General features: G+C 60.5%; 23 protein-coding genes and 1 pseudogene. 7 read left to right on the forward strand and 17 right to left on the reverse strand.

Annotation, left to right across the window (positions count from 1 at the left end; translation table 11 throughout):
* Positions 1-217 precede the first annotated feature (217 nt).
* The 3 genes from KSS91_RS12085 to KSS91_RS12095 form a co-directional block, all read right to left on the reverse strand.
* Complete coding sequence (locus tag KSS91_RS12085; RefSeq protein ID WP_217838084.1) at positions 218-1,468, reverse strand: OprD family porin; 1,251 nt, start codon at positions 1,466-1,468, stop codon at positions 218-220.
* 173 nt (positions 1,469-1,641) lie between these two features.
* Entirely contained in the window at positions 1,642-3,291 is a 1,650-nt protein-coding gene (locus KSS91_RS12090; protein WP_217838085.1) for a cation acetate symporter, read from the reverse strand.
* Positions 3,288-3,617 carry a DUF485 domain-containing protein gene (locus tag KSS91_RS12095; RefSeq protein WP_015094777.1) on the reverse strand — a complete coding sequence of 110 codons (330 nt, stop codon included), beginning with the start codon at positions 3,615-3,617 and terminating at the stop codon, positions 3,288-3,290. The genes KSS91_RS12090 and KSS91_RS12095 overlap by 4 nt, the downstream gene beginning before the upstream one ends.
* 394 nt (positions 3,618-4,011) lie before the next feature.
* On the opposite strand from KSS91_RS12095, the gene KSS91_RS12100 reads away from it, so the two are divergent.
* The gene (locus KSS91_RS12100; RefSeq protein WP_217838086.1) at positions 4,012-4,989 is read left to right on the forward strand and encodes a LysR family transcriptional regulator; all 978 of its coding nucleotides are present in this window, start codon (positions 4,012-4,014) and stop codon (positions 4,987-4,989) included.
* A 173-nt stretch (positions 4,990-5,162) separates the two neighbouring features.
* Here KSS91_RS12100 and KSS91_RS12105 read toward each other — a convergent pair whose 3' ends face one another.
* The 5 genes from KSS91_RS12105 to KSS91_RS12125 all read right to left on the reverse strand — a co-directional run bounded on the left by KSS91_RS12105 (position 5,163) and on the right by KSS91_RS12125 (position 10,336).
* Entirely contained in the window at positions 5,163-5,951 is a 789-nt protein-coding gene (locus KSS91_RS12105; protein ID WP_217838087.1) for an SDR family oxidoreductase, read from the reverse strand.
* Complete coding sequence (locus KSS91_RS12110; protein WP_217838088.1) at positions 5,948-7,495, reverse strand: amino acid ABC transporter permease/ATP-binding protein; 1,548 nt, start codon at positions 7,493-7,495, stop codon at positions 5,948-5,950. The genes KSS91_RS12105 and KSS91_RS12110 overlap by 4 nt, the downstream gene beginning before the upstream one ends.
* A gap of 64 nt (positions 7,496-7,559) precedes the next feature.
* Positions 7,560-8,354, reverse strand: a complete 795-nt coding sequence (locus KSS91_RS12115) for an ABC transporter substrate-binding protein (protein ID WP_217838089.1) — start codon at positions 8,352-8,354, stop codon at positions 7,560-7,562.
* A gap of 45 nt (positions 8,355-8,399) precedes the next feature.
* Positions 8,400-9,470, reverse strand: a complete 1,071-nt coding sequence (locus tag KSS91_RS12120) for an isopenicillin N synthase family dioxygenase (RefSeq protein ID WP_015094782.1) — start codon at positions 9,468-9,470, stop codon at positions 8,400-8,402.
* Positions 9,471-9,484: 14 nt separating this feature from the next.
* Positions 9,485-10,336 (reverse strand): sugar phosphate isomerase/epimerase family protein, encoded by an 852-nt coding sequence (locus tag KSS91_RS12125; RefSeq protein ID WP_217838090.1) that lies wholly within the window; start codon positions 10,334-10,336, stop codon positions 9,485-9,487.
* 599 nt (positions 10,337-10,935) lie between these two features.
* Between KSS91_RS12125 and KSS91_RS12130 the strand changes: the two are divergent.
* Positions 10,936-11,669 (forward strand): annotated as a pseudogene (locus KSS91_RS12130) (hypothetical protein).
* 15 nt (positions 11,670-11,684) lie between these two features.
* On the opposite strand, the gene KSS91_RS12135 reads toward KSS91_RS12130, so the two are convergent.
* Positions 11,685-12,164, reverse strand: a complete 480-nt coding sequence (locus KSS91_RS12135; protein ID WP_217838396.1) for a MerR family transcriptional regulator — start codon at positions 12,162-12,164, stop codon at positions 11,685-11,687.
* A 247-nt stretch (positions 12,165-12,411) separates the two neighbouring features.
* Between KSS91_RS12135 and KSS91_RS12140 the strand changes: the two genes are divergently transcribed.
* Entirely contained in the window at positions 12,412-13,242 is an 831-nt protein-coding gene (locus KSS91_RS12140) for an alpha/beta fold hydrolase (protein WP_095966903.1), read from the forward strand.
* Between the two features lie 90 nt (positions 13,243-13,332).
* Here the strand turns inward: KSS91_RS12140 and KSS91_RS12145 are convergent, their stop codons facing one another.
* Positions 13,333-14,466 carry a pyridoxal-phosphate-dependent aminotransferase family protein gene (locus tag KSS91_RS12145; protein ID WP_217838091.1) on the reverse strand — a complete coding sequence of 378 codons (1,134 nt, stop codon included), beginning with the start codon at positions 14,464-14,466 and terminating at the stop codon, positions 13,333-13,335.
* A 303-nt stretch (positions 14,467-14,769) separates the two neighbouring features.
* Between KSS91_RS12145 and KSS91_RS12150 the strand changes: the two genes are divergently transcribed.
* The 3 genes from KSS91_RS12150 (at position 14,770) to KSS91_RS12160 (ending at position 17,589) form a co-directional block, all read left to right on the forward strand.
* Entirely contained in the window at positions 14,770-15,984 is a 1,215-nt protein-coding gene (locus KSS91_RS12150) for an aldose 1-epimerase family protein (RefSeq protein ID WP_217838092.1), read from the forward strand.
* Positions 15,985-16,113: 129 nt separating this feature from the next.
* Positions 16,114-16,500 carry a YkvA family protein gene (locus KSS91_RS12155; RefSeq protein WP_217838093.1) on the forward strand — a complete coding sequence of 129 codons (387 nt, stop codon included), beginning with the start codon at positions 16,114-16,116 and terminating at the stop codon, positions 16,498-16,500.
* 264 nt (positions 16,501-16,764) lie between these two features.
* A complete protein-coding gene (locus tag KSS91_RS12160; protein ID WP_217838094.1) occupies positions 16,765-17,589 on the forward strand; it encodes a hypothetical protein in 825 nt (274 codons plus the stop codon).
* A gap of 144 nt (positions 17,590-17,733) precedes the next feature.
* Here KSS91_RS12160 and arsH read toward each other — a convergent pair whose 3' ends face one another.
* Genes arsH through KSS91_RS12180 form a run of 4 tightly spaced genes read right to left on the reverse strand, consistent with a single transcriptional unit; the run spans position 17,734 to position 20,594 of the window.
* The gene (arsH, locus tag KSS91_RS12165; protein ID WP_217838095.1) at positions 17,734-18,429 is read right to left on the reverse strand and encodes an arsenical resistance protein ArsH; all 696 of its coding nucleotides are present in this window, start codon (positions 18,427-18,429) and stop codon (positions 17,734-17,736) included.
* 11 nt (positions 18,430-18,440) lie between these two features.
* Positions 18,441-18,911 (reverse strand): arsenate reductase ArsC, encoded by a 471-nt coding sequence (locus tag KSS91_RS12170; protein ID WP_217838096.1) that lies wholly within the window; start codon positions 18,909-18,911, stop codon positions 18,441-18,443.
* A 28-nt stretch (positions 18,912-18,939) separates the two neighbouring features.
* Positions 18,940-20,223 (reverse strand): arsenic transporter, encoded by a 1,284-nt coding sequence (locus KSS91_RS12175; protein WP_217838097.1) that lies wholly within the window; start codon positions 20,221-20,223, stop codon positions 18,940-18,942.
* 23 nt (positions 20,224-20,246) lie between these two features.
* A complete protein-coding gene (locus KSS91_RS12180) occupies positions 20,247-20,594 on the reverse strand; it encodes a metalloregulator ArsR/SmtB family transcription factor (protein WP_126045525.1) in 348 nt (115 codons plus the stop codon).
* A gap of 144 nt (positions 20,595-20,738) precedes the next feature.
* Between KSS91_RS12180 and KSS91_RS12185 the strand changes: the two genes are divergently transcribed.
* Entirely contained in the window at positions 20,739-21,242 is a 504-nt protein-coding gene (locus tag KSS91_RS12185; protein ID WP_217838098.1) for a GNAT family N-acetyltransferase, read from the forward strand.
* A 30-nt stretch (positions 21,243-21,272) separates the two neighbouring features.
* Here KSS91_RS12185 and KSS91_RS12190 read toward each other — a convergent pair whose 3' ends face one another.
* From KSS91_RS12190 to KSS91_RS12200, 3 genes are all read right to left on the reverse strand, one after another.
* On the reverse strand, positions 21,273-22,112 hold the full coding sequence (locus KSS91_RS12190; protein WP_049810800.1) for a DUF2950 domain-containing protein: 840 nt from the start codon (positions 22,110-22,112) through the stop codon (positions 21,273-21,275).
* An 80-nt stretch (positions 22,113-22,192) separates the two neighbouring features.
* Positions 22,193-23,743: a DUF3300 domain-containing protein gene (locus tag KSS91_RS12195; protein WP_217838099.1), complete on the reverse strand. Its 1,551-nt coding sequence runs from the start codon at positions 23,741-23,743 to the stop codon at positions 22,193-22,195.
* A 172-nt stretch (positions 23,744-23,915) separates the two neighbouring features.
* Positions 23,916-25,193, reverse strand: coding sequence for a tyrosine/phenylalanine carboxypeptidase domain-containing protein (locus KSS91_RS12200; RefSeq protein ID WP_217838100.1), 1,278 nt, complete (start codon positions 25,191-25,193; stop codon positions 23,916-23,918).
* Positions 25,194-25,226 lie beyond the last annotated feature (33 nt).

A 25,226-nucleotide genomic window follows, 5' to 3' on the forward strand; every position in this document is an offset into this window, starting at 1 on the left:
TGGGTGCCCTATTTATTTTTATTGGGACTGACCGGGTTCATGGCCAGGTGGTTGAATCGAGTATAGGCAGGCATAAATCAAATAAGAATGCTCAAAAAATCCCGTATGTTGTGCAAAAAAGCATGGGCCTGCTGCATCGTTGAATCGACAGAATGCACAAGGCGGGCGCTGCCGGCACCGTCAAGCGATGCAGGCAGCGCCCGCCTTGTGCTGGGACTTACCAGAGTGCCAGGGTATAGCTGAGGATCAGGCGGTTTTCGTTGAGGTCGTTACCGAAGTGGGCGGTGCGCACCGTAGCGTTGCGCCACTTGAGACCGAGGTTTTTCAGCGGGCCGCTCTGGAGCACATAGCCGATGTCGGTGTCGCGCTCCCATTCGTGGCCGTCGGGTTTGCCGACGCCCAGGTCGATGCTGTCGCCGGATAAGTAGCGGGTCATGAAGGTCAGGCCGGGAACGCCGAGGGCCGCGAAGTTGTAGTCGTAGCGCGCCTGCCAGGAGCGTTCGTCCTTGTTGGCGAAATCGTTGATCTGCACGAAGTTGACCAGGTAGGCGTCGGTGCCATTGACGTAGGCAAAGCCGGTGTCGCCGCTCATGCGTTGGTAACCGAGACCGAAGGCATGGCCGCCGAGGGCATAGGTGAACATGGCGCCGAAGGCATTGTTGTCGATGTTGCTGTGGCCATCGTCGGTGGAGCGGGCGTAGCGCAGGTCGCTCTTGAGCGTCTGGCCTGGGCCCAGCGGCAGAACGTGGACCAGACTGAACTGGTGCTGGTGATAGAAGTCGTCCAGGCCGCCATAGTTGTAGCCCGTGTTCAGCCGCTCGTTCCACTGGTAGGCCAGACCGGCGAAATTGAAGGCGTCGCTGCGGGCCTGGCCACCGACAATGCCCTTGGCGCCGGTGGTGGTGATGGTCATTTTCTCGTAGTCCGAGGAGTCGCGCTGGTTGACCCGATCCACGCGCCCCGCGTCGACGCTCAGGCCTTTGATCTCCTGAACATTCAACTGGCCACCGCGGAATGTTTGCGGCAACAGGCGCGAGTCATTGGCCAGCAGCACCGGCAGCTTCGGGGCCAGGGTGCCGAGCTTGAGCACGCTGTTGGACGCTTTGAACTTGGCCGTCAGGCCCAGTTCGCCATACTCGTCCTTGGCGCGCCTGGGCGGCTGGCTGTCGCGCTTGAGCAGGCCGGTGCCGGCGCGATCAGGACTGGAGTCGAGCTTGACGCCGAGCTGGCCAAGGGCATCGATACCGAAACCGACCGTGCCATCGGTATAACCGGATTCGTAGCGCAGCAGGAATCCCTGGGCCCATTCTTCTTGCTTGGACTGGGTGGCATTAGCCTGGCGGAAGTCGCGGTTGAAGTAGAAGTTGCGCATCTCCAGCCTGGCCGTGCTGTCTGCCAGGAAGTCGGCTTGTGCCTGTGCAGCGAGGCCGCTGCCGGCCAGGAACAGAGTGAGGGTGGTGGGTTTCATTGGATGCCTTTTGTTGTTTTTGTTGTCGACGAGCCGCTCCCGCGCCACTTGGAGTTGGCGAGGGAGGGCGCTATTGGGGGTGTCCTGCACCGAGCGGCGCAGGGCGGGTGTAAAAAAGCGCGAAGCAAAGGAGCGGATTCGCGCTCGGGGCGAAAGCCCCGGAAAAATCAGCGTCAGTGACTGCTGGCCATGGCCGCTCCAAGGCCGGTCTGGGCACGGACGAACTGGTCGGCATAGGCAGCGCGTTCGCGGTCGGCGCGTTCGCTGCGGTCAAGCCTGGAGGCGACCACTATGACGAGGAAGGCCAGTGGCATGGAGAACAGCGCTGGCTGGTCGTAAGGGAAGAGCGCCTGGGCATGCCCCAGTACGCCGACCCACACCGACGGCGAGCCGATCACCAGGGCCAGGGCGCTGACCAGGCCGGTCAGTCCGCCGTAGAGGGCGCCGCGGGTGGTCAGGCCGCCCCAGTACATGGCCATGATCAGTACCGGGAAATTCGCCGAGGCGGCGATACCGAACGTCAGGCCGACCAGGAAGGCGATGTTCTGGCCTTCGAACAGAATGCCGAGGGAAATCGCCACGATGCCCAGGCAAACGGTGGCGATGCGTGACACGCGCATTTCCTGTTTCTCGTCGGCGCAGCCCTTTTTAAACACCGAGGCGTAAAGGTCATGTGAGATGGCCGAGGCACCGGCCAGGGCCAGACCGGACACCACGGCGAGAATGGTGGCGAAAGCCACGGCAGAGAGGAAACCGAGAAACAGGTTGCCACCCACTGCCTTCGCCAGGTGCATGGCCACCATGTTGCCGCCGCCGATCATGGCCCCGCCGAGCTTGCCATCGACGTAGTACTGCGGATCCGTGCCGACGATGACGATGGCGGTATAGCCCAGGACGCAGACCACCAGGAAGAAGAAACCGATGAACACCGTGGCGAACAGCACCGATTTACGCGCCTCCTTGGCATTGGGCACCGTGAAGAAGCGCATCAGGATGTGCGGCAGGCCGGCAATGCCGAAGACCAGACCGAGGGATAAGGACACTGCGTTGATCGGGTCGGCCAGCAAGGTGCCCGGGCCCATGATCTGCACGCCGCTGGCATGTACCGCCACAGCCTGGGCCGCCAGCGTCTCGAAGCTGAAGTCGAAGCGACTCAGGGCCATCAGCACCAGGGTGGTGCCGCCCGCCAGCAGCAGGACTGCCTTGGTGATCTGTACCCATGTGGTGGCGAGCATGCCGCCGAAGATCACGTAGACCAGCATCAACAGTCCGACCACCACCACCGCCGTGCGGTAGTCGAGACCGAACAGCAGCTTGATCAATTGGCCGGCACCGACCATCTGTACCACCAGATAGCAGCACACCACGGTCAGCGATCCGAGGGCGGCGAAACTGCGCACGCGGGTTTGATCGAGTCGGTAGGAGACGATGTCGGCGAAGGTGTAGCGGCCCAGATTGCGCAAGCGCTCGGCCATCAGGAAGGTGACGATCGGCCAGCCGACAAAGAAGCCAATGATGTAGACGAAGCCGTCGTAACCTTTGGCGAATACCAGGCTCGACAGGCCCAGCAGCGTGGCGGCCGACATGTAGTCACCGGCGATTGCCAGGCCATTCTGAAAGCCGGTGATACCGCCGCCTGCGCTGTAGAAATCGGCGGCGGAGCGGGTGCGCCGTGCCGCCCACCAGGTGATCAGCAGGGTGGCGAGGACGAAGACGAAAAACATGCCGATGGCGTGCAGGTTGAGCGCTTGCTTCTGCGCAATGATGGGATCGGCATGAGCCAGCACAGGGCTGAGGGCGAGAAGGGCGGACAGGCGTTTCATGCGCGGGACTCCTGGAGGATCTGCGAGCTGAGCACGTCGAAGCGGGTGTTGGCGCTGTGCACGTACCAGGCGGTGAGTAGCCAGGACAACAGGATGATCGTCACGCCGATTGGCATGCCGAGGCTGAGGTGACTGCCGTCATACAGCGGCAGGTGCAACCAGGCGGGAGCGAAAGCCACCACCATGATGAAGCTGTAATAGATCGCCAGGACCGCGCCGCTCAGTGTCCAGGCCAGCAGCGCACGCTGGCGCGTGAGGCGCTGGAACTTGGGGTTGGCCCTGACCCGTGCACAGGTCTGGGTGTGGTTCGGATGGTCAGTCGTCATGGTGAGGCTCCGCTTTTTCTAGTTGTTTTTGTTGTTCGGCCTTTTGAGGGGCGTACGGGTACCCGGGCAGCGACCCGATGCGGGACGCCACCTGAATGCTGATGTGCTGGAGTTATTGCCGCCTGGACGATCTTGCGAAGGAGAGTGGGCGGTGCAGGAGGGCGGGCCTGATCGGCTGCGAGGCGAGCAGAGGATCGGGCCAATGGCAGACGAGAACCGTGGTCGCGATTGCGCTGTTGCGCAGCTGTTTGTGTCCGGCGTGCAGGCCGGCGTTTATCCATGCGCTCATGCTGTCAGCCCTCGTTATTTATTATTGGGGAGGGGACTTTCCTGGCCGGAAAACGACGCTGGCCAAGTTGGGTGAGATGCGAGTATATAAGGGCATATTTCCCATATGTATTGGCAGAAAAGCTCGATGGATATGCAAAAACGCACAACGCAGCCCCCGCTGAACTGGGACGACTTGCGTTTCTTCCTCGAAGTTGCCCGTGCTCGCACCGCCAGCGGTGCGGCTCGACGCCTGGGAGTGGACTACACCACGGTGTCGCGGCGCATCCGTGCCCTGGAGCAGTGCCTGGGCGCCCTGCTGTTCGAGAAATCGCGAACCTCAGGTTTCGTCCTGACCGTGGAAGGGCAGCGTCTGGTCAGCCACGCCGAAAGCCTGGAAAGTACGCTGCTGGTGGCTTGCGAACAGGTTTTCGGCACCACAGGGGGGCTCTCCGGGCATCTGCGCATTGGTTGCACGGAAGCCTTCGGAACCTGTTTCATCACGGCGCAGATGAGCCATTTCCTCGAGCACTACCCGAATATCTCGGCGGATATTTTGCCGGTCCCGCACTTCATAAACCTGTCACGGCGCGAGGCGGATATCGCCATCACCCTGGAACGGCCTGAACGCGGTCCATACGTGTGCTCGCGACTGTGCGATTACCGCCTGCGCCTGTATGCGACGCCGGAGTACCTGGCCAATCATCCGTTGATCGAATGTCGTGAAGACCTGTCCGGCCACCCGTTCGTGACCTACGTCGAAGACCTGGCCTTCAGCTTCAAGCTGCTCTACCTGAACGACCTGATGCCTGGCGCCAACTGCCGCCTGCGCAGCACCAGTGTGGTCGCCCATTACCATGCAGCCCTGGAAGGGCGGGCGCTGGCCATCCTGCCTTGCTTCCTCGCCGGCCCCGATCCCCGCCTGTGCGAAGTGCTGCCGGGGGAAGTGGAAGTCACGCGACAGTTCTGGATGTATTACAGCGAGGACTTGCGCAAGCTCAAACGGGTCACCCTGGTAGCCGACTATCTGCGCGCTTGTGCGCAGCTGAATCGTCCGTTGTTGATGGGGGAGTCCCATACGATGCACTACTTGCCGTCGCCCTGAGGGAATGGGTAGCAAGCGATCACATTCAGATGGAGTGGTTACTTGTAGGAGCTGCCGCAGGCTGCGATCTTCTGATCTTGCTTTTAAACAATCAAAAGATCGCAGCCTCGTTGCACTCGACAGCTCCTACAGGAAAATGGCGCTGACCAATGGCATGGGGGTGCCTGCCGTCATCACTGGCTGGAGCGAACAGCCCCTCCGTCAATCAACAGGTTTTGCCCGGTCAGGTAGCCCGCATGGCTGCTGCAGACGAAGGCGCACAGCGCACCGAACTCCTCGGGTGAGCCGAAGCGTCTGGCAGGAATTTCGCGACGGCATTCGTCAAGGAATGCCTCACTGTCTTGCCCCATTTCGTGGGCAGCGGCGACCAGGTTGTCGCGCAGTCGATCGGTGTCGAACGAGCCGGGTTGCAGGTTGTTGATCGTCACATTGCGGCTGGCAATGTTTTCCTGCCGGGCCAGCCCAGCAATGAACCCCGTCAAGCCACTGCGCGCGCCGTTGGACAGGCCCAGGCTTTCGATCGGGGACTTCACGGCGCTCGAGGTGATGTTGATGATCCGGCCAAATCCGCGTGCCGCCATGCCGTCCACGGTTGCCTTGATCAGCTCGATAGGGGTCAGCATGTTGGCATCCAGCGCCTTGAGCCAGGCGTCGCGATTCCATTCGCGGAAATCCCCGGGAGGAGGGCCGCCGGCGTTGTTGATCAGGATATCGAAATGCTCATGGGCCTTGAGCGCTGCCGCCCGACCCTCGGCGGTGGAAATGTCTCCGGCTACGGCTATGACCGTCACTTCAGGATTTATCGCCCTCAGCTGACGGGCTGTTTCATTCAGCGTGTCTTCGCCCCGTGCGGTGATCACCAGGTTCACGCCTTCGGTGACGAGTGCCTGTGCGCAGGCCTTACCCAAGCCTTTGCTGGCGGCGCACACCAGCGCCCAGCGTCCTGCAATTCCAAGATTCATGCGTGATCCACCGCTGCAGACAGGTTTGTCGATCGGGCACCGATGCCCATGAAGCGTCGTACCCTCTCACCTTCAGCTTCGCAGCGAATGGTCTCAGGTGCGGCATCGAGTTGAACATTGCCGTTTTCCATGAAAATCACCCGATCGGAGATCGACATGGCAAAGTCCATTTCGTGGGTCACGATCAGCATGGTCATGCCTTCCCTGGCCAGGTCGCGGATCACGTTGAGCACGTCGTTGACCAGCTCCGGGTCGAGGGCCGAGGTCGGCTCGTCGAACAGCATGATCTGCGGCTCCATGGCCAGGGCCCGGGCGATCGCCACGCGCTGCTGCTGGCCGCCGGAGAGCTGGTGCGGGTACTTGTGGGCATGGGCCAGCAGGCCGACCTTGTCCAGCAGCGCATAGGCACGATGCTCGCTCAATTCGCCCGGCTGGCCGTGGTACCGCGGTGCCAGGGTGATGTTGTCGAGGATGGTGCGGTGCGGGAACAGGTTGAAGTTCTGGAACACCATGCCGATGTGCCGCACGCCTTTGCGCAGGCGCGAGCTGTTGGGTTTGTCCGAGGCTTCGATGAAGGTTTCGCCGAACAACTTGATGTCGCCGGTATCGATGCTTTCCAAGCCGTTGACCGTACGGATCAGCGAAGTCTTGCCGGAGCCCGATGGCCCGATGATCGAGACCACCTGGCCGTAATCGACACTCAGGTCGATACCCAGCAGCACCTTGTGGGTGCCATAGCTTTTCTGGATGTTGTTCAGTTGCAGGATCGGCGTTGTGTTGTTGCCTGCGGCTTTGCGCGCAATGTCAGGCAAGGCTTCGGCGCTGGCCTTGAACTTGGCAATAGTGGCGGCGTCGAGTGTGTGCGGCTTGCGGAAGTTCAGGTCCAGGTAGCGCTCCAGGCGCTGCAGGAAATAGCCGAATACGGTGACGATCAACACGTAGTAGACGCCCACCGCGGCCAGGGTTTCCATGACCAGGAAGTTGGTGGCATAGAGGCGTTGGCCGACCGTGAGGATTTCGGTCAGGGAGATGACCGAGACCAGCGAAGTCAGCTTGACCACTGTGATGTATTCATTGATCAGGGTGGGCAACGAAATACGGAACGCCTGGGGGATCACGATCAGCCGTTGCATGCCGAGCACGCCGACACCCAGTGCGCGCCCGGCTTCCTTCTGGCCCTTGGCCACGGAAATCAGGCCGCCACGATGGATCTCCGCCATGTACGCCGCTTCAGTGACCACCAGGGCCAGCAGGCCGGAGTAGAAGGGGTTGGACAGAATCGGTCCGCTACCGGGAAACAACTGCGGCAGGTTGTAGACGAACACCACCAGCACCAGCAACGGGATGCTGCGGAAAAACCAGATGTAGACCGCTGCGGGAATGCGCAGCAAGGGCGTTTGGGATAGCTTGGCGGTGGCCAGGACAAAGCCCAGCAGCATGCCGATGAACCAGGCCAGGGCACTGAGCTGGATGACCGTGACGCAGGCATTCCAGAAGTCCGGCAGGGAGAACAGGGAGAAGAAATACGACCAATCGAATTGCATGGGACACCTCGATCTGCCGCCCCCGCGCAGGGACGGCAGATAACCAGACTACAAGGGCAGGTTCTTAGTTGGCGGTCGGTTCTTCCAGGCCATACTTCTTGAGGATTGCTGCGTATTCTCCGCTCTTTTTCGTCTCCTCGAAGGCCTTCTGCACGGCCTGGTAAGTTTCGTCGTTACCTTTCTTGACGAAGATGCCCAGGGTTTGCTGATAGATCGGATGCTCGGTGGTGATCACGACCCGGCCATTGGTCTTTTCCGCGATCATCTTGGCGGCACCGGCGATTTCAACCTGGGCCTGGATGTTCCTGGACAGCAAGGCCTGGGTCACTTCGGGCGCCGAAGGGTACTCGCTGACGGTGATGGCGCCTTTGTTGTTCGGCACGCAGTATTCGTCGGACAGCTTCCTGAATTGCTTGACCCAGGTCGTGCCCTGTTCCAGGCCCAGTTTCAGGCCGCACAGGTCTTCCGGTTTTTTCGCATTGATCTCGCTGCCCTGGGGCACCATGACCGCGGCGCCGGTGTTGGCGTACGCAATGGTCTGGGCCTGGGTCTGGCGCTCCGGCGTGATGTACATGCCGGAAATGATCGCGTCGTACTTGCCGGAGTTAAGGCCCAGGATCAGGCTCGGGAACTTGGTGTCGACGAACTCGACCTTGGCGTTCATGTGCCTGGCCAGTGCCGTTGCCAGCTCGGGGTCCGAACCCACCACATTCTTGTCCTTGTCATAGGACTCGAAAGGAGGGTAGGTGATCTCCATGCCGACCTTGAACGATTCTGCCGCGGCCATGCTCGCCGTGGCTGCGAACATGCCGGCTGCCAATACAGCCAGGCTCAAGAGGTTCATTTTATTGTTTTTCATTATTTACTGACTCCGGCGTAGGTAGGGGTTAGCTGAAAACTTCAATCAGGACGGTTGCGCCTGATTTTTCAAATGTCCGAAACTGGCGGGCTTGCGTGCCTTGCCTGGCAGTTGAACTTCCCCGTTGGCCACCCTCTGGCGCAGATACTGATAGGTCTGCAGCGCCTGGCCATACATGTGTTCGCCGATCGTGATCTCTTCATAGTCATTGCCGGCCTGGGCGAATCCGGGCAGCGGTTTGATCTGGGTGTGGTAGTCGCAGGCATAAAACAGCGGGAAGGAATAACGCTCCTCCTTCACGCTGCGCACCCGGTGCGCAGTGGCAACGAATGCGCCTGCCGTCATCACCTCCAGCATGTCGCCGATGTTGACCACGAAGGCATCGGCAATCGGTGGTGCATCGATCCATTGGCCAAGATTGTTCATCACCTCAAGGCCTGGTTTGTCGGCCAGGAGGATGGTGAAGCACTCGTAATCAGTATGGGCGCCAAGCCCTGGTGCGTCATGGGCGGCACCGTCGAACGGGTAGTGGATCAGGCGCAGCTTGGACGGCGGACGGGTGACCAGGCTGTCGAAGTAGTTTTCTTCCAGGCCCAGGGTCAGGGCGAAGCCGCTGAACAGACGCCGGCCCAAGGCGAAAATCGCTTCATAGTAGGCCTGCACCGATGCCTTGAAGCCTGCCAGCTGCGGCCAGTCGTTGGGCCCCAGCAATGGGGTATTGGCCAGTACCAGCGGATCATCGGCCGGGACTTCGAAGCCGACGTCGAAGGCTTCCTTGTGGTCCGGCTTGCCCTTGGAATAAACCTCTTCGCCCTCGGGCACAAAACCCTTGTGGGTCTGCGAGGTGCCGATGTAGTGGCGCATCTTGGTGTCGAGGGGCTGGTCGAAAAAGTCCTTGGCCGCCTTGCGCAGGTTGGCGATCAGTTGCGGGTCGATACCGTGATGGGTGATGTAGAGAAACCCGACTTCGCTGGCGGCGCGCCCCAATTGTTCGGCCACGGCCAGGCGGTGTTCCAGTTCAAAGCTGAACAGACCGGCGATGTTGATCACCGGGATGCTGTTGAAGTTGGCTTTGAGTGTGTCAGTGCTGGCGCTGTTGTTTTTATTGTCAGGCATGACGCATCGGCTCCCTAAGGATGGCTTGAGTGGTGGAAACGCTCGAAGTGTTTGCGCTCGGTCTGGCCCATCCACACGTTCAACGACCACAGGTCGGCGACCGGGACATTGGTGAAGGGCAGGTGATGCAGGTAGCCGTCGGCACCGAATTCCGGGGTCAGGGTGCTGACCTGGTAACCGCGGGCCTGCTGCGAGCGCCAGATGCTTTCCCAGTGCTGCTGATGGAAAGCCAGTTCTTTTGCATATTCGGGCGCCGCCGGGTGCGGAACCTGCGGCCCCTGGTCATAACCGACCCGGGCCTGGATGTGGTGAACGCGTTCGATGAACGCGCTCAGGTCGTCGGCCGGATCATTCAACAGGCGCTCGCAGGTCACGACCCAATGGCTGATGTCACTGGTGAACAGCAGATCGGGCAGTTGCCGGATCAACTCCAGGGTCACCCAGGGGTTGAACAGCGAACGCGAGCGATGGGTTTCGAAACTGCAGACCTGACCGTGCTTGCGCGCCAGCTCCAGCGCCTGGCCAAAAAACTCCACCTGTTGCGCCAAGGACCAGCGGTCGTTGCCCGCCAGCACGTTGACGAAGCGCGGGGAGAGTTCAGCGGCCCAGGCGAGCTTCTGGTCGAGGTCATTGAGGTGGACGGCAGGCGTTGCCGACTGATCCGGCAGCACGTCGTAGGCGCTGAAGACGGTGCTGATATAGCCCAGGCGGTTGGCCTGGAGGAAGGCGCCAAACTCAGCCCGTTCGCGGGCGTCCAGTGGCAGGCGCGCTTCCATGCCATCAAAGCCCGCTTGCAGCAACTCCTCGAGCGCCTGAGCCTTGCTGGCGGTGTAACCCCACAGCGTACGGAAAATTTCCAGCTTCATCGGTGATCCTCAAAAATCCCAGGGCCTGCTGCAAAAGCACTTCGACGGCACCAGGCGGCCAAGCGATCAATGGTCGGTGGCGGCAGAGGACTTCGAATCCGGGTCCCTGCGTAACCTGATGCCACTGAGCGATGCCGAGGCTGGTTCGCTGTGGAGCCGATGTTAGGCACAGGCTGCGCAGCGGAAGAATCTGAAAGTTCAAATGAATACTTCAGACTTTCATTAACCAATAGCTGGCTAATTATCACGCTTGCAAGAAGGGGTTTTGTGGGGGAATGCGTGTCTACGCTGGGTGTTGGCGAGGGGTGCCTTTACTACGACATCATTTTGAAGACTACCAAGCGACATCGGGCCGCGAGGCGATTTGAACTTGAAAGGTTTATGACGAACGACAAACCCGGCAGCGGACGAATCAGATTGGCAACTCTGGCACCGCGAATCATGCCGGCAGAACCCCCGATATGAACACTTCAATATTGGCAATGCCGGTGGTGTGATGTGGGCGAACAGGCGCGGCGATTTTTTGCAGCAGCGGGGGTTGACCTTAAAGTGAGGTTTAAGGTGAGCATGCACGGACCTGCATGACTGTCGGACCCTGGATGATGTTGAAAACCTTTATTTCCTGTGCGTTGGTATTGATAGGCGGTGCATTCATGACTTTTGCAAATGCCGGGCCGGCCCCTTCCACGGTTGTTGCGCAAGATCGCCAGATACCGAGCTGACGCATTTCACCGATGTGGTGGAAGCGGCCGGCTATGAGCACTGCGATAACGATGCCTACAACGAGGTGGCCGTGTCGATCATCACCAACAAACCCGGCAAAGCCAATCTGGGGCCGTTCACGCTGATTGGCCAGTCGATGTCTGGAGATTTCTGGGGTTATGTGCTCAAGCTGCCGGTGAATACCGAGCTGGCGAGGGTGCGTGGTGTCGTCGGTTACAACCTGCCGAAATGGCTGACCGGCATTGACCGCAAAGAGGATGCGCAATCGGTGGTGTATGACATTACCGACAGCCAGACCGGCAAACTGGACGTGTCCTTCAAAGCGAAGAAGCTCGACGACCTGTCCCGCGATGTCGATATCGTCACCAGCAGTTTCACCAATCTCGATCACCAGGGCCAACCGGCCTATGGGTACGCTGTTTCCCGCCAGCTCAGCCATGGCTCCAGCCGGGACACGGATTCGGCCACCCTCACGCTGGGCGACGGCAGTCTGTCGAACTACCTCCGCTCCCTGAAGCTGGGGAAAATGATGAAGTACGAATATGTGCCTGAGTTCCAGAGCGCGCTCTATGCGCCAAAACCACTTGCCACCCTGGTTGGCGAGCGCTGAAACCAGTTGCGCCTGTCAGGCCTCGGAAACCTGACGGGCTGTTTTTTTCCTGGAAGACACTGCATCACGGCGGCCTGAAGTGGCTGTCACGCCCTCATCGCGCAGACGATGCAACAGCAATTGCGCATTGTCCGCACACGCCATGCCCTCGGGCTTACCCTCGATGCCCTTGATGACCTGCTGAAGTTGCGCCTTGTTCTGGGCCAACCGCTGCTGCAGGACTTCGATTTCCTGAACCTTTTGCTTGAGGCCACTGAGCAACTCTTCGTGCTGCCAACCACTCGCATTCATCGGCATCAATTGGCGGATTTCTTCCAATGAAAAGCCCGCCGCCTGCGCGCCGGTGATGATCTCCAGAACCCACTGGGTGTCAGGCGCATAATCGCGATAGCCATTGGCTTTACGCTCGACCGATTTGATCAGGCCGCTCGCTTCGTAGAAGCGGATGCGTGAAGGCGCCAACCCGCTGATTTTCGCCAGTTCGCCTATTCTCATATTCCACCTCAAAAAACCCATTGACCTTAAAGTTGACTTTAAACCTAAAGTCTTCGGGCGGCCAAGCGGCTCGGGTGCAATGGGTGGCTCAGCCGTCATGGAGCTCTGGGGGAGGGGGGGCAAACGGAAGCCGATCCTGAAACACGCCCTCTGAACCGCCTATTGGATGGGCTGCACTTTGTTCATTCAGGGCCTTGATCGAAACAGGATTCGGTTCAGGCCTTCACTTCATTCAGGAGATGCGAACATGGGGTATGTCACTACGCGAGACGGTGTCGAGATCTTTTACAAAGACTGGGGGCCGCGCGATGCCCAGGTCATCTTTTTCCATCATGGATGGCCACTGAGCGCGGACGATTGGGACGCGCAAATGCTCTTTTTCCTGGCCAACGGCTACCGGGTTGTTGCACACGACCGACGTGGTCACGGGCGCTCCAGTCAGGTCTGGGACGGACACGACATGGATCACTATGCTGACGACGTCGCGGCCGTGGTTGATCACCTCGGCGTACAAGGCGCAGTCCATGTCGGCCACTCCACCGGCGGGGGTGAAGTCGTTCACTACATCGCGCGCCACGGCGAGGACCGAGTGTCGAAGGCCGCCATCATCAGTGCCGTCCCACCGCTGATGGTCCAGACCCCGAGTAATCCTGGCGGCCTGCCCAAGTCAGTTTTCGACGACTTGCAGGCACAACTGAAGGCCAGCCGTGCACAGTTCTACCACGACGTTCCAGCGGGACCTTTTTACGGCTACAACCGCCCAGGTGCAAAATCGTCTGAGGGCATCATCTGGAACTGGTGGCGGCAAGGCATGATGGGTTGTGCAAAGGCACACTATGACGGGATCGTGGCTTTTTCTCAGACCGACTTCACCGAAGATTTGAAGAGCATCAAGATCCCCGTTCTGGTGATGCATGGTGATGATGACCAGATCGTGCCTTATGAAAATTCCGGGGTTCTGTCAGCAAAACTTCTGCAAAACAGTACGCTGAAAATCTACCCGGGCTTCCCGCATGGAATGCCTACAACCAACGCCGATACGATTAACGCCGATCTGCTGGCATTCGTGCGGAGCTAAACAATGGAGGGCGGGTAAAAATCCCGCCCTTACCCCTCTTCAAGGCCTGCAATTCACAAGTTCGGCATGTGCTGCGGGCAAGATGAAGCCTTAGTCAACCATTACCTCGTCCAGTGCCCGCTCGAGGGTGCTGACCGTGCGCTCGATATTGTGCAGCTTTTCGAGTCCGAACAGGCCGATGCGGAAGGTCTGGAAGTCGGCCGGCTCGTCGCATTGCAACGGCACTCCGGCGGCGATCTGCAGGCCGTGGTTGGCAAATTTCTTGCCGCTCTTGATGTCGGCATCATCGGTGTAGCTCACCACTACGCCAGGGGCCTGAAAGCCGGCTGCAGCGACGCTTTTGAAACCTTTGCCGGTCAACATTGCGCGCACCCGATCGCCCAGCGCCTGTTGTTCGTCGCGGACCTTGTCGAAACCGTAGGCTTGCGTCTCTTTCATCACCTCGTTAAATCGCGCGAGGGAATCGCTGGGCATGGTCGCATGGTAGGCATGTCCGCCCTGTTCGTAGGCCTGCATGATCTGAAGCCACTTTTTCAGGTCGCAGGCGAAGCTGCTGCTTTGCGTCTGTTCGATGCGCTCGAGGGCCAGGGAACTGAACATCACCAGGGCGCAGCAAGGGGAGGCGCTCCAGCCTTTCTGCGGTGCGCTGATCAGCAGGTCGACTGCGCATTTGTGCATATCAACCCAAAGCGTGCCTGAGGCGATGCAGTCCAGCACGAACAGGCCACCCACCGCATGCACGGCGTCGCCGACGGCCCGCAGGTACTCGTCGGGCAGGATAATCCCTGATGAGGTTTCAACGTGGGGGGCGAAGACAATCTGCGGCCTCGAAGCCGCAATGGCTGCCAGCACGTCGTCCAGAGGGGGTGGGGCGTAGGCAGCCTGGCGAGCAGTGTCGACCGGTCGGGCTTTGAGCACCGTGGTGGCCGCCGGGATGTTGCCCATCTCAAGGATCTGGCTCCAGCGATAACTGAACCAGCCGTTGCGTATCACCAGGCATTGCTGGTCGGTGGCGAACTGTCGCGCCACCGCTTCCATGCCGAATGTACCGCTGCCCGGGACCACCGCAACAGCCTGGGCGTTGTAGACCTGTTTCAGGGTCCTGGAAATGTTCTTCATCACACCTTGAAATGACTGCGACATGTGGTTGAGCGAGCGGTCGGTGTAGACCACTGAGTACTCGACCAGCCCCTCGGGATCGATACTGGGATATAGCTTTGACATAGGTGACTCCTTTGGCAGAGATCTCAGTGGTATCGACCCTGCGCCAAGCCTTGGCAAATGACAAGATTGCCCGGGATTGAATGGCGACTTCTGTCGAGCGGTTGGCATCATCATGTCGATTATGGACGTAGCAATGCTCGCAGGTGAATGTGGGAGCGAGCCTGCTCGCGATGGCATCGCCTCGATTTTCCGGTTGCTCCCGGATTTGTCTTGGCATTTGCCGGCGTTTTTTCGCTTTTCAAGCTTGCTGAAACGTTTCATCAAGTCTATAAAAACGGCACAACTCCAAGAAAGGCTGCTGTTATGACCCCGCTCAAACTCTTTGTTGCCCTCGGCGCAATGTCCGCTGCCTCCCACGCCATGGCCTGGGATTACGTTCTGCTCGACACCGACAAGGCCGCCCGGAACTGGCAGATCACCAGCCAGCAACTCGGCATAAAAACCGCCAAACCCTTCAGCGTTACCCTGCGCACCTTGCACGGCGGTCGGCAGGAGGGCGTCAGCATCGTCGACATCGATAACGGCACGATGAAACTTTCGGTAGTGCCGACTCGAGGCATGAACGTCCTGCAAGCCTCAGTCGGCGATGTGCGCATGGGCTGGGATTCACCGGTCAAGGAAGTGGTCAATCCATCCTTCATCGAACTCAACGGTCGTGGTGGCCTGGGCTGGCTGGAAGGTTTCAACGAACTGGTCACTCGCTGCGGCTACGAATGGGTCGGCCACCCCGGCATCGACAACGGCGAACTGCTGACCCTGCACGGTCGCGCCGCCAATATCCCCGCGAACAAAGTCACCCTGCACATCGATGAAAAACCGCCATACGCCATCACCCTGCGCGGCGAGCTGAAAGAGCAGGCGTTCAAGAAAGTCGACTTCTCCGTCGCGACCGAACTGGTCACCGAACCCGGCAGCGTAGTGTTCGCCCTCAACGACACCCTGACCAACAACGGCGACTATCCGAAGGAATACCAGGCGCTGTACCACAGCAACTTCAGCACCCCGTTCCTGGAACAGGGCGCCCGGTTCGCCGCGCCGGTGAAACAGGTGTCGCCGTTCAACGACAAGGCCAAGGGCGATCTGCCTGACTGGCAAACGTACCGCGCACCGACCAGGGACTACGACGAAACGGTTTACAACGTGGTGCCCTATGCCGATGCCAAGGGCGATACATTGACCGTGTTGCATAACAAGGCCGGCAGCCTGGGCGTTTCGGTCGGCTTCAACACTCAGACACTGCCCGTGTTTTCCCTATGGAAAAACACCGACACCCAAGGCCAGGGCTATGTCACGGGGCTGGAGCCGGGGACAAGTTTTTCCTACAACCGCCGTTATCAACGGCCACTGAACCTGGTACCGACAATTGGGCCCAAGGAACACAAGCAGTTCCGCATCAGCTACAGCTTGTTGGCGGATAAGGCGGCTGTGGACAAGGCCTTGCAGCAGGTGAACGAGATTCAGGGCGGGCGGGAGACTGAGGTGCGGCAGACGCCGTTGGTTGATCTGACCAAGGGGTGACACCGGCTAGAGCGTTGCTTCGCTGATCGCACCAGTCTGTTGCTGTTTGCCAGCTCTTGACTCATGGCTGTCAATCACCCAAGGCGCTACGCTCGCAGGCACGCGCCTTCAACTACAGACGATGCCGATATGAAACACCTGCTTGATCGTTTACGTGGCTGGGCCAGAAAGCTCAAACAGCAAACGATGGTTCTCTGGTTTTGCTTTCAGCATCCGCAAACACCCTGGTTACCCAAGTGGATTTCGGTTTTTGTCGTCGCGTATGCACTAAGTCCAATCGACCTCATTCCCGATTTCATTCCTGTGCTTGGGTATCTGGACGACGTGATTATTTTGCCGCTTGGCATTCTGCTCGCTATTCGGTTGATGCCTGCACAGGTGCTCGAAGATTGTCGGATCAAAGCGAGTGAGTGGGAGAAAAACCACAGGAAGCGGCCAGTGAACAGATTTGCTGCGGTGATCGTTGTAGTGGTCTGGCTCGTTGCTGCGGGCAGTCTGGTGGCTTGCTTGCTGTGAGTTGAAGTTGTTGCTCAACCCATGCGTCAGTCCAGATTTTTTTGAACTCGGGCTGAAAGCACTTTTCCAAACAATATGTGGGAATGTTTCCCACGCAACGATGCCAACTGGCTCTGAGGGATCGTGCGTATACCGCAGTAGCTCATCAATGTTGCAGATTGATGGCCGTGCCGGTTGGCCGGCTGCTCCAATGGGCGGCCGGGAACTCACTGGACATTGCGTTCGATACGGAGATGAGTTCGCAACTCCATGCGGAGGTGCATCATGCTGCTCAAGAAATGTTTATTGGCTCTGGCAATCGGTGGAGTCCTGTCGGCATCGACTGTCCTGGTGCCCGATTACATCGGTAGTTTCTCCAGCGTGTATGCCAAGGATGGCGGCAGCGGTGGAGGCGGTGGTGGTGGCGGTCACGGTGGCGGTAACGGCGGTGGTGGTCACGGTGGTGGTGACGGTGGCGGTGGTCACGGTGGTGGTGACGGCGGTCACGGTACCGGTGGCCATGGAGGAGAGGGTGGCGATCATGGGGCTGCTGGCCATGACGGTGACGGTCATGGAGGCCCGGGACGCGGCGACGCTGACCATGGTGGTGTAGCCGGGAACAAAGGCCCGGGCAACGCCCATGACAACGACGCGGACGACGCTGATCATGATGCTGACAACGATGCCGCCGATGCAGCCAGGGACGCTGCCAAGGCTGATGCCAATGCAGCCCGTGACGCGGCCAGAGCGACTGCTGATGCCGCTCGTGATGCGGCAAAAGCGACTGCAGATGCTGCCCGGGACGCCGCCAGGGCTGAAGCAGATGCCGCCCGGGATGCCGCAAAAGCGGCTGGCGTAGCGGACGAAGACGCAGACGCCGCCAGAGACGCTGCCCGTGCCGCTGCGGATGCAGCTCGGGACGCCGCCAAGGCCGAAGCAGATGCCGCCAGGGATGCTGCCCGGGCTACCGCGGATGCCGCGAGGGACGCCGCCAAAGCCGAGGCGAAGGCAGCCAGAGAGGCCGCCAAAGTTGAGGCGAAGGACGTCAGAGAGGATATGGCGGACGCCCCGGACGAACCGGATTTCGATGCGATGGAGGTAGAGAACTGAGCCTGCACGTTCGGCAATGAACACGGCAGGCATACCGTAGAAAACGTCCCGGGAGCTTGAGGGACGTATCGGCAAAGAGTCGCAAGCCCTGGAACGTCATGGGGTTTGCGACTTTTTTTCGGCTATCGAGCCAGGTCTCTACAGTCAGAGCGAGCGCTGATTCACGCGCTGAGTCAGTTCTTGCGCGGACTCTTTGCGTTCCGAGTAGCGGTCAACCAGGTCGGGGCGATCCCGTAGCAGCAGGGTGAATTTCACCAGTTCCTCCATGACGTCTACCACCCTGTCGTACAGCGATGAGGGTTTCATGCGATTGGCGTCGTCAAACTCCAGAAAAGCCTTTGGCACCGAAGATTGATTGGGGATGGTGAACATGCGCATCCAGCGTCCCAGCACACGAAGCTGATTCACCACATTGAAGGACTGGGAGCCGCCGCAGACTTGCATGACCGCAAGGGTTTTACCCTGGGTTGGGCGAATGGCCCCTAACGCCAACGGCACCCAGTCGATTTGCGCCTTGAACACCGCAGACATCGAGCCGTGGCGCTCTGGCGAGCACCAGACCTGTCCTTCAGACCACTGCATCAGTTCGAGCAGTTCCTGGACTTTCGGGTGGTCGGAGGGCGCGTCGTCCGGTAGCGGCAGGCCGGATGGATTGAAGATCCGCGTCTCGGCGCCGAAGTGTTCGAGCAACCTGGCTGCTTCCTCGACCAGCAGGCGACTGAACGAGCGCGCACGAGTCGAGCCGTATAACAACAGGATGCGCGGCTTGTGCTGGTCGTTGCGTCCATTGGCGATGGGTTGGGTCAGTGCCGTGTCGAGATTGGGCAAGGAATGGGTCATAAGGGCTCCGGTCAAAGCGTGCCGATGCGTTCGAGTTCGCGCTTCAATGCATCGCGGTCAAGTTGTGCAAAAGGCAGTTCGAGGAATGCCCGGCAGCGCGTTTCGATGCGCGCCAGGGTTGAGTGGAACGCCGCTGTCACCCGTGCTTCATCCCCCGTTATGTCCGAGGGATCTTCCAGGCCCCAATGGGCTTTCAGTGCCGGTCCGAAGTATACCGGGCATGCCTCGCCGGCAGCCTTGTCGCAGACCGTGATGACGATGTCCGGCGGGTTGGCTTCGAAAGCCTCGTTGCCTTTGCTGCTCAAGCCGTCGATGGCAATGCCGGCCTCTTGCAAGGTGTGCAGGCTGCGGGGCAGCACCTGTCCCTTGGGGAAACTGCCGGCACTGATTGCCTCAAAGCCCTCTGGCGCGAGATGGTTGAACATGGCTTCGGACAGGATGCTGCGACAACTGTTGGCGGTACACATAAACAGAACGCGCATGGTGACTCCTCTTTGCGGTCGCACAGGGCTATACGCTCAGGCGCAAGGCCAGGGCAGACAAGGTGATGAGCAGGATCGGCAGGGTCAGGACCACGCCGACCTTGAAGTAGTAACCCCAGGTAATGCGGATGCCCTTGCGCTCCAGAACATGCAGCCAGAGCAGGGTGGCCAGGCTGCCGATGGGGGTGATCTTGGGGCCCAGGTCAGAGCCGATGACGTTGGCGTAGATCATGGCTTCGCGCACTACGCCGGTGGCGTCACTGGCTTGAATCGACAGTGCGCCCACCAGCACCGTGGGCATGTTGTTCATGCCCGATGACAGCAAGGCCGTGAGCAGGCCGGTGCCCAATGCAGCGCCCCAGATGCCGAACTCGGCCATGCGGTTCAGGGCCATTGTCATGTAGGTGGTCAGTCCGGCGTTTTTCAACCCGTACACCACCAGGTACATGCCCAGCGAAAAGATCACGACCTGCCAGGGCGCTTCACGCAGCACCCGGCGGGTGGAAATCACATGCCCGCGCGCCGCCACGGCGAACAGCATCGCGGCACAGACCGCTGCGATGGCGCTGACCGGAATGCCCAGGGGCTCCAGGGCAAACAGCCCGACCAACAACAGGGCCAGAACGATCCAGCCGACGCGGAAGGTCAGGGGATCACGCACGGCGCGTCGCGGATCCATCACGTCATCGAGCGCGTAGTGCCGGGGAATGTCACGGCGGAAAAACCAGTACAGCACCACGAGGGTGGTCGCCACGGCAACGAAGTTGACCGGCACCATGATGGCGGCGTACTCGCTGAAGCCCAGGTCGAAGTAGTCCGCCGAAACGATGTTGACGAGGTTGGACACCACCAGGGGCAGGCTCGCCGTGTCGGCGATAAAGCCGGCCGCCATGACGAACGCCAGGGTGGACGCTGGCGAAAAACGCAGTGCGAGCAGGATTGAAACAACGATGGGGGTCAGGATCAGGGCGGCGCCGTCATTGGCAAACAACGCGGAGACGCCGGCCCCCAGCAGTATCGTGAAGACGAACAGGCGTCGCCCGTCACCCTTGGCCCAGCGCGCCACATGCAAGGCGGCCCACTGGAAGAACCCGGCCTCATCGAGCAACAGACTGATGATGATCAGCGAGATGAAGGTCGCGGTGGCGTTCCAGACAATGGCCCACACCAGCGGAATATCCTGCAGCGTCACGACGCCTGCCAGCAGGGCCAGAACGGCGCCCAGGGAGGCGCTCCAGCCGACGCCCAGACCCTTGGGTTGCCAGATGACCAACACCATGGTGAGCAGGAAAATGGAAAACGCAGTCAGCATGTGGATTCTCGACGGTTGAAGGGTCAGCAGCAGGCGGCAGTGTTGAGAGGGCGGTCGCCCATGGCGTTCAGGCGGGTGCTGTCGTCCTTGAGCCAGTCGGCGTTGGCTGCCAGCGTGGTCTGCAGAACATCACGCACCCACGCGGGCAGATCAGGGTTGAGCCGGTAATACACCCATTGCCCCTGGCGGCGGTCCAGAAGCAGGCCGCATCCGCGAAGCTGGGCAAGATGGCGGGAAATTTTCGGCTGGCTATCGTCCAGGGCACAGACCAGCTCACACACGCATAACTCGCCTTCACGGGCGATGAGCAAAGTGGCCCGGGCGCGGGTTTCGTCGGACAGGCATTTGAATACGGCGGCAGGGTTGAGCATTGGCAGGGCTCTGTACATATGGTCATGCGAATATACGTTTATCCATATGTTTCGTGCAAGCCGCTCGGACTCAGGAAGGGCAGAGTTGTTCAGGTATGCGATAGACTTGAACGGTTTCGACGCAAGGCAAAGGAGATGCAGCGCATGGAATCGTTTAACGTTCGCGAGCTGAAAACCACTGACGCTGAAGCTTTACTGGCGTTCGAAATCCGCAACCGTGAATGGTTCGAATCGCATATCGATGCGCGCGAACCTGCGTTTTATTCGTTGCGCGGGGTCGCCGATCATATCGACAGCTATCTGTCGGGTTTGGCCATCGGCGCCTGGCACCCGTTTGTCATCGAGGACTCAAGCCAGGCAATCGTTGGTCGAGCCAATCTGAAAAGCATCGACCTGGCGATGGGGTCTGCCGAAGTGGGTTATCGGATCGATCAGCGCGTGTGCGGGCAGGGGCTGGCAACACTGGCGTTGAGGCATCTGATCCAGCAGGCACAGGTGCGCTGGGGACTTGCGCAACTGGTGGCCTATGCCTTCAAGGAAAACCTGGGCTCCAGAAAGGTACTGGAGCGGTGCGGATTCAAGCTTGAGCAACCTTGCCGTGATGACAGCCCGGGCAGCGAAGAGCGATTCGTCCTGTCGTTTCAATAGTTCTGCAAGCCCGCAGCAGGTTGCTGCGGGCTACTCCTGATCCTGATCTGCCGCCACCTCTTGCCAGCTGTCATCCGGGTCAAAGCGCTTCATCGATTGCGCCAGTTTTTCACCTTCGGGCCCCAGGTCTTTTTCGAACACCTGGCCTTCGTGACTGATCATGAAGCTCATCACCCCGGTGACGTTGTATTTCGCCGGCCAGGCGATCAGGGCAAAGCCGCGGCTCATCTTGTCGCCGATAAGGTAACTGTAGGCACCACCCGGTGCCGAAGGCCCCTGGCCGTGAAGAATGCGGAAGCGGTAGCCATGCCATTCTTCGTCGGCAATGGCTTTGCCGAACGAAGGCCCCAGCGGGCTGATCTGGCCGCTATCGTCTTGTGCCCAATAGAGTCCGTCGTGCTTGCCGGGGGTGCTGAAGATTTTCTGCGCATATTCGAGTGCGCCATCACCGTCCCGATCGACTGACGCATAGTCCATCTGGGCGTCGTGATAGGCCAGCACCGACTGCACCGCGTCGAGTTCATTGCGGCCGATCTGGCGTGCGCGGATCTCAGCACTGCCGGCCTTCAAGTCGAAGCGCCAGCCGCTCGCAACCTTTACCAAGGGGATAGGCAGTGTCCAATTCTCGGGGCCGACCGCCAGGATGCCCTTGCGGTCGCCGATTTTTTCAATGTGGTGTTGCTCGCGGTACTGCTGCAAAAACGCATCGACGTCTTTGCGCTGCACGCCTTCACGCGGGATGTAATTGTGCCAGTCACTACCGAGCAGTTCCGTCAGGCGTGCCTGGTCGGCGTGTTCCGTACCCAGCGCCTGGACCAAGGCCTCTGCGGCCTTTTCCGGGGTTGGAAAGGCCTGCTGCGCCGTCGCCATGCACGACCACAACAAGCCGGCAGCTACCGCAAGGACATGAGGCAGCAAGCCCGTGAATCCTTTCACTCGAGGATGGTTTTTCAACGACGGCCCCCCCTTTGACGCGCTGGTGGATTGGACGGCCGACTGACCTGGTGACCGGCCGAACGGGCGGCACTGGGGCGATGGGCGGATGCCTGGCTGGCCCGGCCACGATTGGCCTGGACGTTGGCCTGGGACGGTGAGCGTGCGCCGGCGAACGCATTGTTGCGGGCACTGCCGGAACTGGCGGCGGGCCGTTTGTTGGGCGCTTGCCGCGTCTGCGCGGAGCCTTCTCTGCGCTGGTTCAACTGGGCGGTCTGGTTTCTGGGTTCCTGGCGGGCCTGGGTCCTCGGCTGCTGATTTTCCCGGGTATTTCTGGCGGTACCCTGGCCTCTGTCAGCCGCCTTGGGCCTGTCCGCACCGCCCTGTAACCGATTGCCGTCCGCGGCGGCTGACTGGAGTTTGCGCGTTTGATCACGGGCTTCGCGGTTGCTGGTGGCAGGTCGTTCGATACCGTGCCTGTCCATTGAACTGCGGGCATTTTCACGGGCCTGGGCGCGCTGGGCAGTGTCCCCGCGATAGGCTTCACGCTGACTGGCACCGTTGAGTTGGCGGCCGTACTGTGCGCGGCTCGCATTGTCTCGATAGGGCACGCCATTGCGGTGCACCGGGTTGTGCTGCCATTTGTTGTTGGTGATCCGGTTGTTGGCGTTGATGTTGTTGTAGCGATTGACGTCGATGTCGATGTCGTTATTGCCCCAGTCACATTCACCCCACAACGATCCAATGATCGCCACGCCGGCGCCAAACGCGAGTCCGGCCATCAGGGCCTGGCCCGGGTAATAGGCCGGTGGCGGTGGATAGTACGCGGGCGGCGAGGCCGGGTAGGGCCATGTGCCGTAGGTAGTTGTCGGGTTATACGTGGGGACGTACACCACCTGCGGATCGGCAGGCTGGATGATGATGGTGGAGCTGCTGGCCGGCGCCGGTGCCGATTCAGGAGCAGGAGCCGGTGCCGCATTCGTGGTTGCAGGCGCGGGCGCCGCGACATTCTGGATCGTCACGTTCTGATACTGGTTGCTCTGCAGATTGCCGGCGGCCTGTGCCTGGCGACGCAGGCGTTGCGCGCTTTCCATGACATCGTCGGGCTGCGCCAGGAAGGCATCACCCAGGCGTTGGACCCAGACGGGATCCTGCCCCAGCGTTGCCAGAACCTGCGGGAAGGCGACCAACGCTTGCACGCTCGGATCCCAGGGCTGGTTCGCCACCTGTTTGACCGCGTCGTCACCCTTGGCGTCCGGATGCGCTTTGGACCAGCTGACGGCCTCGCCGACTTCCCCGGGGTAGGTGGTGGCCATCAGCACCTGTGCAAAAAGAGGGTCCGGGTAAAGCGCAATGGGCGCCAGCATCTGATCCAGCTGTTCCTGGTTGAACACCGGATCCTTGGCCACCGGGGCGACGGGCGCCGCATTGGCCGCGCTTGCTGGAGCGGCGGCGGGTGCCGGAACCGGGGCCGGTGCGACAGCGGTCTCATCCGCACCCAGTGCCAGGCTGGAAGATCCGCTCAATAACAGTACGGCCGACAATGCGTAAAAAAATGGAATGTGCATTGCACCCCCCATGTGGTCAGGCAGGCTTGAAATGAGTGGATCAATCCCCGGCAGGTGAAAGCCGACTCTGCAAGCCACAGAGCTGTGCCTCGACACCGCTCCCTAAGGGTAGCAGCTCATTTGGAGGAGACAGGCTGGCTTTGAAACGCTGTGATCCAGGTCCTGATTCTGATCAGTGTGCGCTGGCATCGCTTTCGTGTTCTTCGGCAAATGCCATGAACACGTCCAGGTCCAGCACATCCAGCCTGATTCGGGAAATGAACGCCGAGAAGGCCAGGTTGGCCGCCAGCAGACGCAGATCAGAGGCCCAGGCCGGAAGGTAGGTCGGTCCCTTGAGCCAGCCGGACTCGAACAGTGGCGCCAGGCGTACCGTGTCCGCCAGGCTGAGGCGCCCTGCAAACAAATGCCCGATCAGTTCCGGTCGGTTATCGCGGATTGCAATGCGCAGCAGGGTGTGGACGCCGAGCAGCCCGGTCAGGTAAGCGGCATCCTTGGTAAACGCCGAACCGCCCCGCAGATCGGCGCCGCGGAACACCCGTTGGGTTGAGCGGAAGGATTCCTCTTGCGTCTGCCCGGCAGCCAGAAAACCTTCGAACACCTGGATGAAGTCGGCGCCCTCCAGCGCCTGCTGGACCGCCAGCACGCGCAGGGCCAGGCGACGCAGGCGGTTGATGTCCATGCTGCCGGTGAACAGTTCGGCCAGGGTGGCAATGCCCTCCTGGGTCTGGGTTGTGCGCGGAGCGCCCAGGCCGAGGCTTGTGAGGTTGGGCTGCCGCGCGCCGTTCTGTGCGGTGGCGACATGCACGAAGGCCTCGTGTTGCAACAGCTGATGCTTGTCCAGCTCCGTGAACAGCGCACTGGCCCGCAGGCGAATGCGGCTCGATCCGGCGATGGCTTTGGCGGCCAGGTTCGGATCGAGCACCACCGTGATCTGTCCGATGCCGAAGAAACGGTCCAGTTCCGGTTGAATCCAGGCGGCGAACACCTTGGCCGGAATCTCGGCGGGGCTGGGTGGAATTCGTGCCCCCCCGAGCAGGGCGTCGGTGGTGTCGAGGAAAAATCGGGCCGCGTCGAGCATGCTCAGTTGCAGGCGCGAGTAATGGAAGTCCGGACGCCGGTACAGCGCTGACGAGTATTGGGTAAAGGCGGGAGTACCCACGGCCCCCAGCATGTGCCCGGCCGTGGCATAGCTACGGGCGGTCAGGGCCAGGTGGTTGCCGGCCGGATGTCCCACATCGCAATGGCTGATAAAGGTTTCCAGGGCGGCGATGTCGACGCTGTGGTCGCGGGGCTGCAACTTGACATTGGGCAGCGTGGCACGCCCGCTGCGCCATTTCGCCAGGAAGTCCTCCTCGACGCCATCGGGCCAGGACAGCGCATCGAGCACGCGGATCTTGCGGGTCAGGCCGGGCAGGGCGGCATCGAGTTCGGACAGGGCAGCGGCGCTCATGGATAGCTCCTCGAGGGACGAGGTGACGTTACA

It is taken from the genome of Pseudomonas azerbaijanorientalis, from assembly GCF_019139795.1.
Taxonomy (GTDB): domain Bacteria; phylum Pseudomonadota; class Gammaproteobacteria; order Pseudomonadales; family Pseudomonadaceae; genus Aquipseudomonas; species Aquipseudomonas laurylsulfatiphila.